The following is a 14069-nucleotide window of genomic DNA, read 5'->3' as shown; positions in this document are numbered from 1 at the left end:
GCCCTGCGGCCGCGGCAGCGACTCCACCCCAGACAACGTCACGGCTGGGCACCGTACCGGTCACCACGACCCTCGTCAGCTCACCACGCTGACCAGCACACATGCCTTATCTGAACCGCATTGGCCCGAGGATGCGCTCCCCGGGCAGGTAGCCGACGTGTGCTACACCCACGAAGGGCAGCAGGTGGTGTTCGCACACCGATCGGAGCGGGATGCCGCGAGCGAGGACGAGTTCGTCGTAGCCCTCGTCGTTGGGAAAGGTGGTCAGGTCGAAAGGACGCGGGCTGAACAGCTCGGCATACGCCTGCGCCATCCGCCGAGGCGTGCGACGCAGCCCCTCGGCGTCGGTGGACATCCCCAGAGCACGGAGAAACTCACCAGCGGCGCGTTCCGCGGCGGCGAGGTCAACGCCCGCGGGCTCGTGCACGATGCGCAGCGCGGCATGCGGTCGCTGCTCCGGCTGCCCGGTGATGGGCTGGGAGATCGGAGTGGGATCGCCGGCCACCGGTCAACTCCCGGCCACGCCAAGCGCGGTCAGCAACACCAACACGACGGTGGCCACGGCGAGCAGGCCGTGCCCCACCACCACCGGCACGGGGAAATGTCCCTCCGCTGGACCGTTCGTGGTCGCCGCCGTGGTACCCCCGGCAGCGGAGGTGCTCCCACCCGTGGAGATGGTCACGGCGCCGCGGGAACGGTAGACGGCAAGCCACCGGGCCAGCATCACGAACCCCAGCAGCGCGACGGGGACAAGCAGCCCGAAAGCGATCCAGGCCAGGACCGCCTTGTCGAGCAGCAGGTAAACGATCCAGACCAGCAACCCCACCGCGGCGAGCACGAAGTGCCCGAAAATCAACGCCGGGGGAAACGACGAGCGGGGCGACGACGCCTCGGCCTGCTGCCGCAGGCCGCCCTTGGCGACCCAGGTACCGAGCATGACGAACCCGCCCGCGGCGGTCACGACCCAGGTGATCAACGCGGCGATACCCATGACGAACTCCTTCACGGAGAGGTCCAGACATCCGGCTGGACAGGACTCACCGGCGGTGCGCCGGTGTCCGGGTGAAACCCTCGGCCTGGGCGGACTCCGCGGCGACCCGCACGCCGTAGCGGTAGGCGAGCTTGCCCCCGAGATACCCGGACACCGCCAGCGCCACCAGACTGGCCACCGACAGCACGAGCGGCCCCACCGGCACGCCGTCCACCGGCTGGCCCGCGGCCAGCCGCCAGGCCAGGTTGCCGGCATAGGCCGCGGTGACCGCCAGGTTCAGCCCCATGTGCACCAGGCCGGTGCGAAAGGCCGGCGTCGCGGTGGGAATGGCGAACAGGTCCAGGAAGCCGACCATCGCCGCGGCCAGCGCGCCGACCACGCCGATCGCGATCAACCACTGCGACCCCGCCGCGAGCACGCGCGGCTCACCGGTGGCGTGTGAGCCGAGGTCGAACACCAGGCTGCACACCCACGCCCCGATGGGCACGGTGACCAGGATCGGATGGATCGGATGCCCGTACGGCCCGGCGAGCAGAGCACTCACCGGACGCTTCGCGTGCTCGGACGTGCCTGCCACAGCAGCCTCCACCACCGAGGATTTTGACTAATCCATGTTGGTCTTATGATGTCACTTGCGTCAAGAGAGGAGCCCATGACCGTGAGGGTGTAGTTTCACCGATTGAGGTGGGTCATAAACCTGGAGGGGCGATGGTGCAGGGCCCACGCCCGGGGCGACGGGCGATCGCGGCTGCCGCGGTACTCGACGACGACCTGCGCCACGGCCTCTACGAGTTCATCCGCCACTCCCGCCGCCCGGTCCCGGCAGGAAGCCGCCGAGGCCATCGGCATCTCCCGCAAGCTCGCCGCCTTCCACCTCGACAAGCTCGTCGACGCCGGCCTGCTGTCCGCGCGGCCGGCCCCGCTGGCCGGTCTGCGGCGGGTGGGACGCCGCCCCACCGTCTACGAGCCGACCGGCAGCGAGATCCGTATCGCCATCCCGGAGCGGCGCGCCGACACACTCGTCGCCGTCCGCGTCTACGCGGTGCTCGCCGAACGCGACGGCGATGACGTCCAACCGAGCGTGCCCCGGCGCTGGTGCGCGGCATCAACCACGCGTTCCTGTGCGGCCTGCTGGAAGGCCTCCGCGCCGACACGGTTGACGCCCTGCTCGTGCCTCGCACCGGCGGCTGCTGCGTCGCGCTGCACGCGAGACGATCGCCTGATCCGTCCGACTGGCACCGCACGTAGGTCGTCCACGGCCTTCCTCCCCGCCACGGCGTCCCGGGTGGCCGGGCGCTTCGGGTCACCCATGGCGCGTGCCCCCGCCGCCATCGCCGCTCCCACCGCTCACGAAGATCACCTCTCGGCGCGTGGCTCGTCACCTGGACGGCCGCTCCGGTTGGCGGCGGGTGCGGTACCCATGCCGGGACCACCGGGACCGCTGCCGGGGATGTGGCCTGGTGAGCATGGCGAGGGCGGCGAGCACGACCGTGGCCGCAGTCTCCACGATCACCGTGGCCGTCACCCACGGGCCGCCGGCCACCTCGCGGAAGCCGAACAGGCCCACGGTGAGGCTGACCACCAGGGCGGCCAGGGTGCCGGCCGCGAACACCGTCCCCAGCGCCGCGACGGGGCCCACCACCCGCCGGGAAACGACCAGTAGCGCCAGCGCGAGAACCCCGGACCCGATGACGTTGAGCAGGAACAGCATGCCGATCACCGGAATGTCGCGATAACCGGTTTGCCAGAGATCCAGATGAATCCAACCCATCGCCACGGTCAGCGCCGCGCCCGGGAGGCGCAGCGCGACGATGACCACGCGGCGTACCATGGCCGTCGGCCTTCAGTACCCGTACCCGCCGCCCGCCGGCGGCCCGTTCGGCGTCGGGCTCTCCGCGGTGCCGACGGTGACCTTGAGGTCCATGCCGTTCTCCTTGTGCCCATCCACCGGGCAGGAGAACTCGTAGACGCCGTTGCCCAAGGTCACCGTGAGGTTGGCCGTCTCACCGGGCCGGAGCACACCGGGTGTGCGCTGGCCGGCCACGCCCGGCCCGTCGACTTCGAGGGCATGCACGGTGTGGCCCTGGTTGGTGACCGTGAAGGTGTAGAGGCCGGGCGTCAGGCCGGGGCGGGAAAGCTGCACGCGGAAGTCGGTCAGCGTCACCCCGACCGTGGTGCCCGGCGCCTGGCCGCCGGATGCCGGAGGCAGGCTCGACGGCGATGCGGGCGTTTGCCCACCCGCGCATGCCGCTGCCAGAAACGCCCCGGCCACCGCGCCGGCGCCGAACATCCGGTGCCGCCGGTTGCGCCCTCCGCTGGGGGATTCGGCGGCCTCGTCGCCGCCGGTGTCGACCGCGTTCATGCCGGTGCCTTCCCTCGACCTGCCGGTGCACTACATACGAACGGCGCCGCGGAAGGGATTGCGCTCTGACGAGAATGGCACCGCTGCCCCGTGGCCGGAGGAGGTCGACGGTGCCCTTGCGAGGTTTCTGGTCCCGCCGCGCAATCCCTGCCCGGCTTCCGCCCGTATCTCATGGCGTGGGCAGGGCTGGAGTGCCCGTCGACCGGCTTCCCGACGACATGCTGCTGGCGGGCCTGGCGACCGGCGACGAGGAGATCGCCGTGGCGTTCGTGCGCCGGTTCCAGCGCTCGGTGTTCGCCACCGCCCTGGCCGTTGTCGGCGACCGGCAACTGGCCGAGGACGTCGCCCAACAAACCTTTGAACGAGCCTGGCGCCACGCCCAGGTCTTCGACTCCCGCCGCGGGTCAGTGCGCACGTGGCTGACCACCATCGCGCACAACCTCGCGGTGGACACCGTTCGCACCGTGCGGCCCGTGCCCGTGACGCCGGATGACCTCGCCGCCGTGCTCGACGCCGTGGCCACCGGCCCCGAGCACCACGTGATCAACGCCGAATCCACCGCGCGGCTGCGTCGCGCCATCGCCGCCCTGCCCCCGGACCAGGCTCGAGCACTCGTGCTGGCCGCCATCCACGGCCTGACCGCCCGGGAGATCGCCGAGTTCGAGCACATCCCGCTCGGCACGGCCAAGACCCGCATCCGTGCCGGGATGAGCAAGCTCCGCGCCACACTCCACGCCGAATGAGATCACCATGGCCGACGTGACCTGCGAAGAGTTCCGCGAACTCGCCAGCGAGCTCGCACTGGGCATCCTGCCCGGCCGAGAACGCGCCGCGGCACTCGCCCACCGCGACCGCTGCTCTACCTGCCGCGAACACCTCGACGCGCTGACCACCATCAGCGACGACCTCCGCACCCTCGTGCCCGACACCGAACCCCCGGTCGGCTTCGAGACCCGCCTCCTCGACCACCTGCACGCGCGCACCCGCGTCCAGCGACGCCGTCGCCGGCTGCTCGCCACCATCACCGCCGCGGCCCTGGTCATCGCCGCCGGACTGGGCGGATGGAGCCTCGGCACCCTGACCCAGCACCAACCCCCCACCGCCGCGCCGGTCTCGCCGAGCCCCCGCCTGCTGACCGCCACCTTCACCGCGGACCACCGCGACGCGGGCCAGGCATTCGCCTACACCGGCACCCCGCCCTGGATCTACATGGCCGTCGACACCGAACACGACACCACCACCGTGTCCTGCCAGTTGCAAACCACCGACGGCCATCTCGTCACAATCGGCCAGTTCCAGCTCAGCAACGGCTACGGCTACTGGGGGACGCCCATCAACCTCGACCCCACCACCCTGGCCACCGCCCGACTCATCGCCACGAACGGCACGATCATCGCCACCGCCACATTCACCACCTGAAACCCATGCGACGGGGAGCAGCGAGGCCTGCCGCGTGCGGTGCACCGGTACGGGCAGCCGGGTGTCGGGGCGCCTGGCAGCGGCATGGTCGGGCACCATCGCGTTCCGCTCCCGTCCTTGCGCCGATATACGACGAGAATTGACGACATGCGGGACGCAGTGAAGCAGGGTAATTCATTGCTGGCAGTGTCCGGACCATGACGTGACCGTAAACTGGACTCACCGAATATCCTGATCAATGCGGAGAGTTCCGTAATGTCTCCGCAGACGCGAAAACGATGCGGCCCAGCAGCGTCTTCCCTGCTTACCGGGCGCAGCGACCAGCCACGGGAGTGATTCGGAACACGCAGACGCAACCATGGCGCCGGATACTCGTTTGGCATAGCCACATTATTTGTTCGCACCGACCGGGAGTGCGGCTTTGCTCATCACCCGGAAGCCTACCGAAACACGCGTTTCTGTCACACCAGCGGTCGGATACCTGCGATTTCCGTAGTATCCGGCACCTGCCGTGTCACAACACCCACCGCGGGTGCGGTTCTGCTGGCGGGCACCCACCGGCCTTCGATCCCCCGCCGGGAATGAGAGCGGCGCAAGGAGTGTTGATCCTGGACATGTCAGGCGAGACCGTAGAGCTCAGCCCCACGGACTGGGTACAGGACCAAACGAAGAAGATCCTTGAGACCGGGACCACCGAGGGCATCGAGATCCTTGGGTCGCCGATCGTGCTGCTGACGCTGCGCGGCGCGAAGACCGGCAAGCTGCGCTACACCCCCGTGATGCGGGTGGAGCACGACGGCAAGTACGCGGTCGTAGCGTCCAAGGGCGGCGCCCCTGAGCACCCCACCTGGTACTACAACATCAAGGCGCACCCCGAGCTCCGCCTGCAAGACGGGGCCGTGACGAAGGACTACGTCGCGCGCGAGGTCGAGGGCACCGAGCGGGCCGAGTGGTGGGAGCGGGCCGTCGCGGCCTATCCCTCCTACGCCGAGTACCAGGAAAAAACCGACAGGCAGATCCCGGTGTTCGTGCTGGAGCCGAAATGACCGGCGGGCCGGCGGCGCCTGTGCCGCCGGCCCTACCTTGAGCCCGTGCCGGCACCCGCAACAGGCAACACGGGTGCGCGCCGAGCCAGCGCTACCCCACCCGCGGCGGCCCTGCCCCCGACTGATCATCGTGGACCGGGACACTGTCATGTCAGCGTCGCGGCCTGCCCATCCCGCGATCACGCGTGCTCCTCGCCACCGGCGGCAGCGCGAACGACCAAACCCGGACCGTGCACGGCGACGCCGGAGGTCGTGGCCCGTGCCGGGGAAGATCCATAGGCGCGCCGCGGGGATGGCGGTTACGGTGGCTTACCCCCGCAGCGTCGTCGCGGATTTCTCTGGCGCGCTGGTGATCGCATGACGGGGCGGTAGCAAAGGCATCGGGGACGGTATGGGTAGCGACGTGTCGGCAATCAGCAAGCTGCTGCAGGAAGCCTCTGAGACACACCATCGGGTCTACCGGATCGTGGATGGCGCCGACCCGGATTGGGCGTCCTGGTATGCGGACTGGTTGATCCGGCTCTCCGAGCTCCCGCAGCTACTGGGGACTGCTCCGGTGCGCAGTGAGCTGGTGTATCTGCTGGTGAAGCTCGACAGGGACTACACGAGGGAAAACCCGAGTGAGCCGTGGGAGCGCTATTACGCGGCTCGCATCGCCCAGCACTCTTGGCCGAGTAGCTGAAGGCGTGTAACCGCCCGCTCGATCACCCTGGTTGGCCGGCCACGCACCGATCGGCTGGACGCTGCGCACCCGGCCCGGACTTTCCTGGTACGCCAACCCCGCCTTCCCCGCCCGGGCCGCCACCGCGGGCGGCGCCGGCGTGCTCGCCGCTCTCACCCCGCTGGGCAGCCGTGGCGAGTACTCCGCCGGGCGGTCGTCTCGGGGTGCCGCCCGTGCGGAATGGGGACGCTCGCGGCAGGCCCTGCCGTACCACGCCCCCTACCGGTCCCCGTCACCCGCGCAGAACGGGCACTGTGACGGCACCCGTGCGGGTGATGCCGCACGATGGCGCGGGCGCCGACCGCCGCGGGGCGTTCGGACCCGTCCGGCGGTGACCATCGCCTCTGCCCCAATCCTAGTGGCCGGATGGACGCTCCGTGTAGCGGCCCGCGGCTTGGGTGAGCCGGAGCTTGGGTTGGGCGGTGGCGTGCATGTCGGGCGATGGCGATCCGCAATGCGAAGGCGGCGCGAGTCGCTGCCGGAGCCGAAGGAACAGGGAGAGCGCACCGGTGGTCACCGCGACGCAAACCTCGGGGACGCGGGCGGTGTCCCGGTGCCGGTTCGGGCACCACGGTTCGGAGGCCCGGCGCGGATGACGCCGTGGCTGCTGGCCTACCTCGGCGGGGCCGACGCCGAGGAGGGCCAGCGGGAGGCGCTCTGCGCGCTGGGCAACGGCTACCTGGCCACCCGCGGTGCGGCTCCGGAGTCGCGGGCGGACGGGGTGCATTACCCGGGCACCTACGTGGCCGGGGTCTACAACCACCTGCGCGACACGGTCGACGGCCATGAGGTGGACCACGAAAGCCTGGTCAACCTGCCGAACTGGCTGCCGCTGACCGTCCGGATCGGCGACGGGCCGTGGTTGGGCGCCGAGGCCATGCGTGTGCTGGACCACCGGCAGGAGCTGGACCTGCGTCGCGGTCTGCTGTCCCGGTGGCTGCGCGCCCGCGATCCCGAAGGGCGGGTCATTCGCGTGGCGCAACGCCGGTTCGTACACATGGAACTGGCGCACCTGGCCGGCCTGGAGACCACCGTGGTCGCGGAGAACTTCTCCGGGCCCCTCACGGTGCGCTCCGGTATCGACGGCGGCATCACCAACTGTGGCGTCGCCCGCTACCGCCACCTCGACGGCCATCACCTGATCGGACACGAGACCGACGACCCCGCTTCCGACGTGCTGCGACTCGCGGTGGAAACCCGGCACTCCCACATCCGGGTGGCGACCGCCGCCCGCACGGGCTGCTGGTGCGACGGCCGCCCCCTGGACCCACCCCGCCGACTGGTTCGATCGCCGCGAGCGATCGCCCAGGAGTTCACGGTCGAGCTGGACCGCGGCGCGGAACTGCGGATCGAGAAGATCGCGGCGGTGCACACCTCGCGTGACCCGGCGACCAGCGAGCCCGGTTTCGAGGTGCTCTCCTGGCTCGGGGACGCGGGGGGTTTCGAGGCTCTGCTCGACCGGCATGTCCTCGCCTGGCAACACCTCTGGAACCGATTCGACTTCCACGTCGAGGCCAACGACACCGTGCTGCGGATCATCCGCCTGCACCTGTTCCATCTGCTGCAGACGATCTCCCCGCACACCGTCGACCTCGACGCCGGCGTCCCGGCGCGTGGCCTGCACGGTGAGGCCTACCGCGGTCACGTGTTCTGGGACGAACTGTTCGTCTTCCCGATCATCAGTTTCCGCCTGCCGGAACTGGCGCGTGCCCTGCTGCGCTACCGCCGTCGCCGCCTACCGCAGGCGCGGCGAGCGGCCCGCGCAGCCGGCTACCAGGGCGCGATGTACCCGTGGCAGAGCGGCAGTGACGGGCGGGAGGAAAGCCCGCCGCTGCACCTCAACCCGCTGTCCCAGCGGTGGGTCGCCGATGCCACCTACCGCCAGCGTCACATCGGGCTGGCCGTTGCCCACAACATCTGGCAGTACTACCAGGCCAGCGGGGACCGTGAGTTCCTCGCCGAGGACGGCGCGGAAATGATCCTCGACATCGCCCGGTTCTTCGCCAGCCTTACCGACCACGACACGGCCGGCGACCGGTACCACATCCGCGGCGTGGTGGGCCCGGACGAGTTCCACACCGGCTACCCGCGCCGGGACACCTCCGGCATCGACGACAATGCCTACACCAACGTGATGGCCACCTGGCTACTGCTGCGCGCCCGCGACGTGCTGGACCTGCTGCCCCCGCAACGCAGGCAGGAACTGTGCGAGTCCCTGAGGATCGACGACGCCGAACTGCGCCGCTGGGAGCACATCTCGCGCCGGATGACCGTGCCGTTTCACGGCGACGGCATCATCAGCCAGTTCGAGGGCTACGCGGACCTCGCCGAACTCGACTGGGACGGCTACCGCGCCCGCTACGGCAACATCCAGCGGCTGGACCGGATCCTGGAGGCCGAGGGCGACAGCGTGGACCGGTACCAGGCGTCCAAGCAGGCCGACGTGCTCATGCTGTTCTACCTGCTCTCCGCCGACGAGCTTGGCGCGCTGCTGGCGCGGCTGGGCTACCGGATGCCCCGCGACACGATCCCGAAGACCATCGAGTACTACCTCGCCCGCACCTCGCACGGCTCCACGCTCAGCGCCGTGGTCCACGCCTGGGTCCTGGCCCGCGCCCACCGCCCGCGGGCGCTGGAGTTCCTCGTTGACGCGCTGGAAAGCGACGTCGCCGACATCCAGGGCGGCACCACCGCCGAAGGCGTCCACCTCGCCGCCATGGCCGGCACCGTTGATCTGCTCCAACGCTGCTTCACCGGGCTGGAGACCACCGGCGACACGCTGCGCCTGAATCCGCACTGGCCACGCCAACTCGGACCGCTGGAGTTCGCCATCCGCTACCAGCAACACCCGCTCACGCTGCGCGTCACCGGGCGCACCGTGACCGCCAGCACCGGCGTCGGCGGCCACGCACCGCTGCGCATCGCCTGCGGCGGCGAGACCGCCACGCTCCAACCGAACGAGACGGTGACGTTCTCCCTCCCGGAATGACCTTCTCCTCTCCGCACGGCGTGACCACCGGCGCCGCCGGCGGGGGACCTCTGCCTCTCGGCAGGTATACCGCGCGGTGCCAGCGTGGAACCGCACGGAAGAGGTGGCCACGATGCACACGAACGAGTGGAGAGTCGACATCCACATCGACCAGCAGTACCGCCACACGCGCGCCCGCGCGTGGTTGCACAACGCCGACGACAGCACCCTCGTCGGGGTCGGCACGGCCCACCCGAAGACCGGCGAGGCCGACGTACCCGAGATCGGGGACGAGCTCGCCGTGGCCCGGGCTCTGGTCCATCTGGCCGAGCAGCTGATGAACACCTGCCGGGCCGACATCGAAGCGATCACCCACGGCCCGGCACGCCTGGGCGACTGACCGCGCCGCCGCGACGTCCTGCGCCACGACTCCCAACGCACTCGCCCGGCGTTGACCCGCCCGGCCGGGTGGTGGCGGAGGTCCCGGCCGGTGATGACCAATGGCTGCCGTGCCCCTCCCGCGCGGTGCCTAGCGTCGGACACGCGACTGACACGCACCGGAGGGGACGATGATGACCAGCAATCTCGCCGGCTCACCGATCGCGGTGGGCATCGACGGCTCGCGCTCGGCGCTGCGGGCGGCCGCCTGGGCCGCGGACGAGGCGGCACGCCGCAATGTGCCGCTCCGCCTGCTCCATGCGGTGATGGTGCCCACCTTCGCCTACGCCGGCGGTATCGCGCCACCGGACAGCTTCTTCGCCGAGCTGGACGACGCCGGCCGCGGCTACCTCGCCGAGGCCGAGGCCGAGGTGCGCCGTGGCCACCCGAACCTGGCGGTGGAGTGCGGCCTCCGGCACGAGTACCCGGCGCCGGCGCTGATCGACGCCTCGGCCGAGACCGGCATGCTCGTGCTCGGTTCCCGCGGCCGGGGTGGCTTCACCGGCCTGCTCGCCGGCTCCACGGCGGTCACCCTCGCCGCACACGGCCACTGCCCCGTGGCGGTCGTCCGTGGCGCCTCGACCGACGACGTCCCGCCCACGGAGGGGTCGGTCGTGGTCGGCGTGGACGGGTCGCCGGCCAGCGAGGCCGCGGTCGCGCTCGCCTTCGAGGAGGCCTCCCTGCGCGGCGCCCCGCTGATCGCGGCACACACCTGGACCGACTACACCTCCGACGTGGACTACGCCATGGCGCGCATGGCGCTGATCGACATGGATCAGGTGGAAACCGAGCAGGAGGCCATGCTCGCCGAGCGGCTGGCCGGCTGGCAGGAGAAGTACCCGGACGTCGCGGTGCAGCGGGTCATCGCCCGCGACCACCCCGCCCACTTCCTCCTGGAGCAGGCCACCGCCGCGCAGCTGCTCGTGGTGGGCTCCCGTGGTCGGGGCGGCTTCACCGGGCTGCTGCTCGGCTCGACCAGCCAGGCGCTGATCCACCACGCGGCCTGCCCGCTGCTGATCGCCCGCCCGGACGCCGCGTCCTGACCATTCCCGATGGGCTGGCCAACCCGCGGCGGTCCCGGTTGGCCAGCCCTGCCCCGTCGCGTGGCCGACGCCAGACGGAATTTCGGCGACGCCCTGCGGGTCGCTGAGCTTTCGGTCCGGTCGAGGCACCGGACGTGGTCACGCGGTCAGCCTGCGCCGCTCGTGGTGCAGCCAGCCATCCAGCCACCAGCCGAGTTCCATCGCCACCGTGCCGACGCCGGCGACGGCCACGGCGGTGACCACTGTGCTCGGGCCGCCCGGGTCCAGCGCGAAGAACCACCGGCCGTAGGGAACCAGCAGTACGAGGACGAACATGCCACCCATCGCGGCCAGCAGCACGATCTTCCACCAGACGTAGGGGCGGGCAACGATGCCCAGTGCCCACATGGTGACCAGAAACAGGGCGATCACCGCGGCGGTCCTTCGCTGGGTGGGGTCGGCGGTGCCCTCGGCGATGACCAGGAGGTAGGTGGCGAAGGTACAGCCCGCGGCCACGATGCCGGCCGGAACGGACATGCGGAGCACGCGCGGCACGAACCCGGGACGGGCCCGCTCCGGGTTCGGGGCGAGCGCGAGGAAGAACGCCGGGATGCCGATGGTGACCGCGCCGATCAGGGTGAGGTGCCGGGGCAGGAACGGGAACGGGAGGCCGACCGCGCCGATCAGCACCGCGAGCGCGACCGAGTACACCGTTTTGATCAGGAAGAGGTTGGCCACCCGTTCGATGTTGCCGATGACCCGGCGGCCCTCGGCGACAACGTGCGGGAGGGTGGCGAACCGGTTGTCCAGCAACACGATCTGGGCGACCGCCCGGGTGGCTGGGCTGCCCGTGCCCATGGCCACGCCGATGTCGGCGTTCTTGAGCGCCAGCACGTCGTTCACGCCGTCGCCGGTCATCGCCACGGTGTCCCCGCGGAACCGCAGTGCGGCCACCATGGCGCGCTTCTGCGCCGGCGCGACCCGGCCGAACACGGAGGCCTCGGCGACCTGCTCGGCGAGGGCGTCCCAGCCCTCCGGCAGGCGCCGGGCGTCCACCGGGTGTTCGGCGTCGGGCAGGTGCAGCGCGGCGGCCACCGCGCCCACCGAGGCCGGGCCGTCCCCGGAGATCACCTTCACCGCGACGTGCTGCTGCGCGAAGTAGCGCAGCGTGTCGGCGGCGTCCGGGCGGATCCGCTGTTCGAGCACGACCAACGCGACCGGCGTGACCTCGCCCGGCGCGTCCGCGGCGTCCACCGGCGTGCGGGTGTGGCCGAGCAGCAGCACTCGCAGCCCGTTCCTGCCGAGATGTTCCGCCTCGCCCAGCGTCGGGTGGCCGGCACGCAGCAGCGCGTCAGGTGCGCCGAGCACCCAGTGACCGTGGTCGGCGAAGCTGGCGCCGCTCCATCGGCGGGCCGAGGAGAACGGGGCGGTCGCGGTGGCCCGCCAGCCGGCGCCGTCACGGTTCGCGTCCGCGATGGCCCGCATGCTGGGGTTGGGCTGCGGGTCGGCGGCGGCGAGCGCGCCCAGCGCCTCGGCGACCGGTGCCGCCGAATCCACCTGCCGGACCTCGGCGAGGCGCATGCCGGTGTCGGTGAGGGTGCCGGTCTTGTCCGCGCAGACCACGCTCACCCGGGCGAGGCCCTCGATCGCCGGCAGTTCCTGCACCAGGCATTGACGCCCGGCGAGCCGGATCACGCCGACCGCGAAGGCGATGCTGGTGAGCAGCACCAGCCCCTCCGGGACCATCGGCACCAGCGCGGCGACCATGCCGCGCACCGCGTCGGGCAGTCCGGCGTTGGCCCGCATCTGGCTGTAGACGACCAGCGCGCCGACCGGGACCATGAGGTAGGCGATGATCTTCAGGATCTGGTTGATCCCGGTGCGGAGTTCGGAGCGGACCAGGCTGAACCGTCCGGCCTCCTCGGCGAGCCGGGCCGCGTAGGCGTGCCGGCCGACCCGGGTGGCCTGATAGCTGCCGCTGCCGGCCACGGCGAAGCTGCCGGACAGCAGGTGGTCTCCTGGCCGCTTGTGCACCGGCTCCGCCTCGCCGGTCAGCAGCGACTCGTCGACCTCCAGCTGCGTCGAGGCGGCGACCACGCCGTCGACCACGATCTCGTCGCCGGGCCCGAGCTCGATCAGGTCATCGACGACCAACTCGGCGGGGGGAATCTCCGTAACCGTCCCGTCACGCCGCACGCGGGGACGGCTCTCGCCGAGGATGGACAACCGGTCCAGGGTGCGTTTGGCCCGTAGCTCCTGCACGATGCCGATGGCGGTGTTGGCCGCGACCGTGAGCGCGAACAGGGTGTCCTGCACCGGCCCCACTACCACCATGACCGCGAACAGCACCGCGATGATCGCATTGAACCGGGTGAACACATTGGCCCGGACGATCCCTGCCACACTGCGACTGCCCCGGCGGGCTACCGCGTTGCTCAGCCCCTCGTCGACGCGCCGCCGCACCTCCGCCGCGGTCAGCCCCACCGCGGCGTCGACGGCCACGCGGCCATCCGCGCCGGACACCAATCGATGGTAGGCACACCACCTGGCATCGAGCCGGTCGAAAGGCGACCCGACCGGGCCCACGTGAGGGACCCACCTGCGGCATCTAAGTGACGCCAAGTGACCGACGGAAACCCGCAGAGTAATCACGGGCTGAGGTCGTCGGCGGCTCCACGGAGCTGGCGACCGCTCCGACGAGGACAGTGGATGACCTTGGTCCTTCGGTTCACCGACTTTGGGCATCCCTCGCGGGGCCGTGGGGGTCGTAGCGTGAGATGCCGTGGACAGCGACACGCGCCCCGGCGCTGATGTGATCACGGTGGTTCTCGTCGACGACCACGAGGTGGTCCGGCGCGGTGTCGCCGACATGCTCGATGAGGAACCCGACATGAGGGTGGTCGGGCAGGCCTGCTCCGCGTCCGAGGCGCTCGCCCGGATTCCGGCGCTGCGGCCCCGGGTCGCCGTGCTGGACGTACGCCTGCCGGATGGCAACGGCGTGGAGCTGTGCCGCGAGCTGCGGTCGAAGCTGCCCGAGCTGACCTGCCTGATGCTGACCTCGTTCACCGACGAGCAGGCCATGCTGGACGCGATCCTGGCCGG

General features: G+C 70.9%; 15 protein-coding genes and 1 pseudogene. 9 read left to right on the top strand and 7 right to left on the bottom strand.

Features of this window, described 5'->3' with window-relative positions; all coding sequences use genetic code 11:
- Nucleotides 1–124: 124 nt before the first annotated feature.
- The 4 genes and pseudogenes from FFT21_RS27460 to FFT21_RS30595 all read right to left on the bottom strand — a co-directional run.
- A pseudogene (locus FFT21_RS27460) lies at nt 125–472 on the bottom strand (GTP cyclohydrolase I); the annotation flags it as partial.
- Nucleotides 473–508: 36 nt separating this feature from the next.
- Nucleotides 509–991 (bottom strand): hypothetical protein, encoded by a 483-nt coding sequence (locus tag FFT21_RS27455; protein ID WP_137816825.1) that lies wholly within the window; start codon nt 989–991, stop codon nt 509–511.
- A gap of 46 nt (nt 992–1037) precedes the next feature.
- On the bottom strand, nt 1038–1568 hold the full coding sequence (locus tag FFT21_RS27450) for a DUF2231 domain-containing protein (RefSeq protein ID WP_137816824.1): 531 nt from the start codon (nt 1566–1568) through the stop codon (nt 1038–1040).
- A gap of 216 nt (nt 1569–1784) precedes the next feature.
- Nucleotides 1785–2066, bottom strand: coding sequence for a hypothetical protein (locus FFT21_RS30595; protein WP_153816592.1), 282 nt, complete (start codon nt 2064–2066; stop codon nt 1785–1787).
- Nucleotides 2067–2086: 20 nt separating this feature from the next.
- Here FFT21_RS30595 and FFT21_RS30590 point away from each other — a divergent pair, with 20 nt between their 5' ends.
- The gene (locus tag FFT21_RS30590; protein WP_307722966.1) at nt 2087–2239 is read left to right on the top strand and encodes a hypothetical protein; all 153 of its coding nucleotides are present in this window, start codon (nt 2087–2089) and stop codon (nt 2237–2239) included.
- Between the two features lie 130 nt (nt 2240–2369).
- Here the strand turns inward: FFT21_RS30590 and FFT21_RS27440 are convergent, their stop codons facing one another.
- Both FFT21_RS27440 and FFT21_RS27435 read right to left on the bottom strand, forming a co-directional pair.
- Nucleotides 2370–2810, bottom strand: a complete 441-nt coding sequence (locus tag FFT21_RS27440; RefSeq protein WP_137816823.1) for a hypothetical protein — start codon at nt 2808–2810, stop codon at nt 2370–2372.
- Between the two features lie 24 nt (nt 2811–2834).
- Complete coding sequence (locus FFT21_RS27435) at nt 2835–3353, bottom strand: copper-binding protein (RefSeq protein ID WP_137816822.1); 519 nt, start codon at nt 3351–3353, stop codon at nt 2835–2837.
- Between the two features lie 191 nt (nt 3354–3544).
- Here FFT21_RS27435 and FFT21_RS27430 point away from each other — a divergent pair, with 191 nt between their 5' ends.
- The 7 genes from FFT21_RS27430 (at nt 3545) to FFT21_RS27400 (ending at nt 10988) form a co-directional block, all read left to right on the top strand.
- Nucleotides 3545–4096 (top strand): RNA polymerase sigma factor, encoded by a 552-nt coding sequence (locus FFT21_RS27430; protein ID WP_225978814.1) that lies wholly within the window; start codon nt 3545–3547, stop codon nt 4094–4096.
- 16 nt (nt 4097–4112) lie between these two features.
- Nucleotides 4113–4772 carry an anti-sigma factor family protein gene (locus FFT21_RS27425; protein ID WP_137816820.1) on the top strand — a complete coding sequence of 220 codons (660 nt, stop codon included), beginning with the start codon at nt 4113–4115 and terminating at the stop codon, nt 4770–4772.
- A 614-nt stretch (nt 4773–5386) separates the two neighbouring features.
- Nucleotides 5387–5818, top strand: a complete 432-nt coding sequence (locus FFT21_RS27420; RefSeq protein WP_137816827.1) for a nitroreductase family deazaflavin-dependent oxidoreductase — start codon at nt 5387–5389, stop codon at nt 5816–5818.
- Between the two features lie 391 nt (nt 5819–6209).
- Nucleotides 6210–6500 (top strand): hypothetical protein, encoded by a 291-nt coding sequence (locus tag FFT21_RS27415; RefSeq protein ID WP_137816819.1) that lies wholly within the window; start codon nt 6210–6212, stop codon nt 6498–6500.
- A 631-nt stretch (nt 6501–7131) separates the two neighbouring features.
- Nucleotides 7132–9528: a glycoside hydrolase family 65 protein gene (locus FFT21_RS27410; RefSeq protein ID WP_137816818.1), complete on the top strand. Its 2397-nt coding sequence runs from the start codon at nt 7132–7134 to the stop codon at nt 9526–9528.
- A 112-nt stretch (nt 9529–9640) separates the two neighbouring features.
- Complete coding sequence (locus FFT21_RS27405) at nt 9641–9907, top strand: DUF1876 domain-containing protein (protein WP_137816817.1); 267 nt, start codon at nt 9641–9643, stop codon at nt 9905–9907.
- Between the two features lie 172 nt (nt 9908–10079).
- Nucleotides 10080–10988: a universal stress protein gene (locus FFT21_RS27400; RefSeq protein ID WP_137816816.1), complete on the top strand. Its 909-nt coding sequence runs from the start codon at nt 10080–10082 to the stop codon at nt 10986–10988.
- A gap of 138 nt (nt 10989–11126) precedes the next feature.
- Here the strand turns inward: FFT21_RS27400 and FFT21_RS27395 are convergent, their stop codons facing one another.
- The gene (locus FFT21_RS27395) at nt 11127–13490 is read right to left on the bottom strand and encodes an HAD-IC family P-type ATPase (protein WP_225978813.1); all 2364 of its coding nucleotides are present in this window, start codon (nt 13488–13490) and stop codon (nt 11127–11129) included.
- Between the two features lie 289 nt (nt 13491–13779).
- On the opposite strand from FFT21_RS27395, the gene FFT21_RS27390 reads away from it, so the two are divergent.
- The coding region (locus FFT21_RS27390; protein WP_137816826.1) for a response regulator at nt 13780–14069 on the top strand (290 nt) is incomplete at its 3' end.

It is taken from the genome of Gandjariella thermophila (genome assembly GCF_005405885.1).
GTDB lineage: Bacteria > Actinomycetota > Actinomycetes > Mycobacteriales > Pseudonocardiaceae > Gandjariella > Gandjariella thermophila.
This window is presented reverse-complemented; position numbering and strand designations above follow the sequence as displayed.

Coding starts and splice junctions, on each gene's coding strand:
- FFT21_RS27455 (WP_137816825.1), bottom strand. CDS start 991: ATGGGTATCGCCGCGTTGATCACCTGGGTCGTGACCGCCGCGGGCGGG.
- FFT21_RS27435 (WP_137816822.1), bottom strand. CDS start 3,353: ATGAACGCGGTCGACACCGGCGGCGACGAGGCCGCCGAATCCCCCAGC.
- FFT21_RS27420 (WP_137816827.1), top strand. CDS start 5,387: ATGTCAGGCGAGACCGTAGAGCTCAGCCCCACGGACTGGGTACAGGAC.
- FFT21_RS27415 (WP_137816819.1), top strand. CDS start 6,210: ATGGGTAGCGACGTGTCGGCAATCAGCAAGCTGCTGCAGGAAGCCTCT.
- FFT21_RS27410 (WP_137816818.1), top strand. CDS start 7,132: ATGACGCCGTGGCTGCTGGCCTACCTCGGCGGGGCCGACGCCGAGGAG.
- FFT21_RS27405 (WP_137816817.1), top strand. CDS start 9,641: ATGCACACGAACGAGTGGAGAGTCGACATCCACATCGACCAGCAGTAC.
- FFT21_RS27400 (WP_137816816.1), top strand. CDS start 10,080: ATGACCAGCAATCTCGCCGGCTCACCGATCGCGGTGGGCATCGACGGC.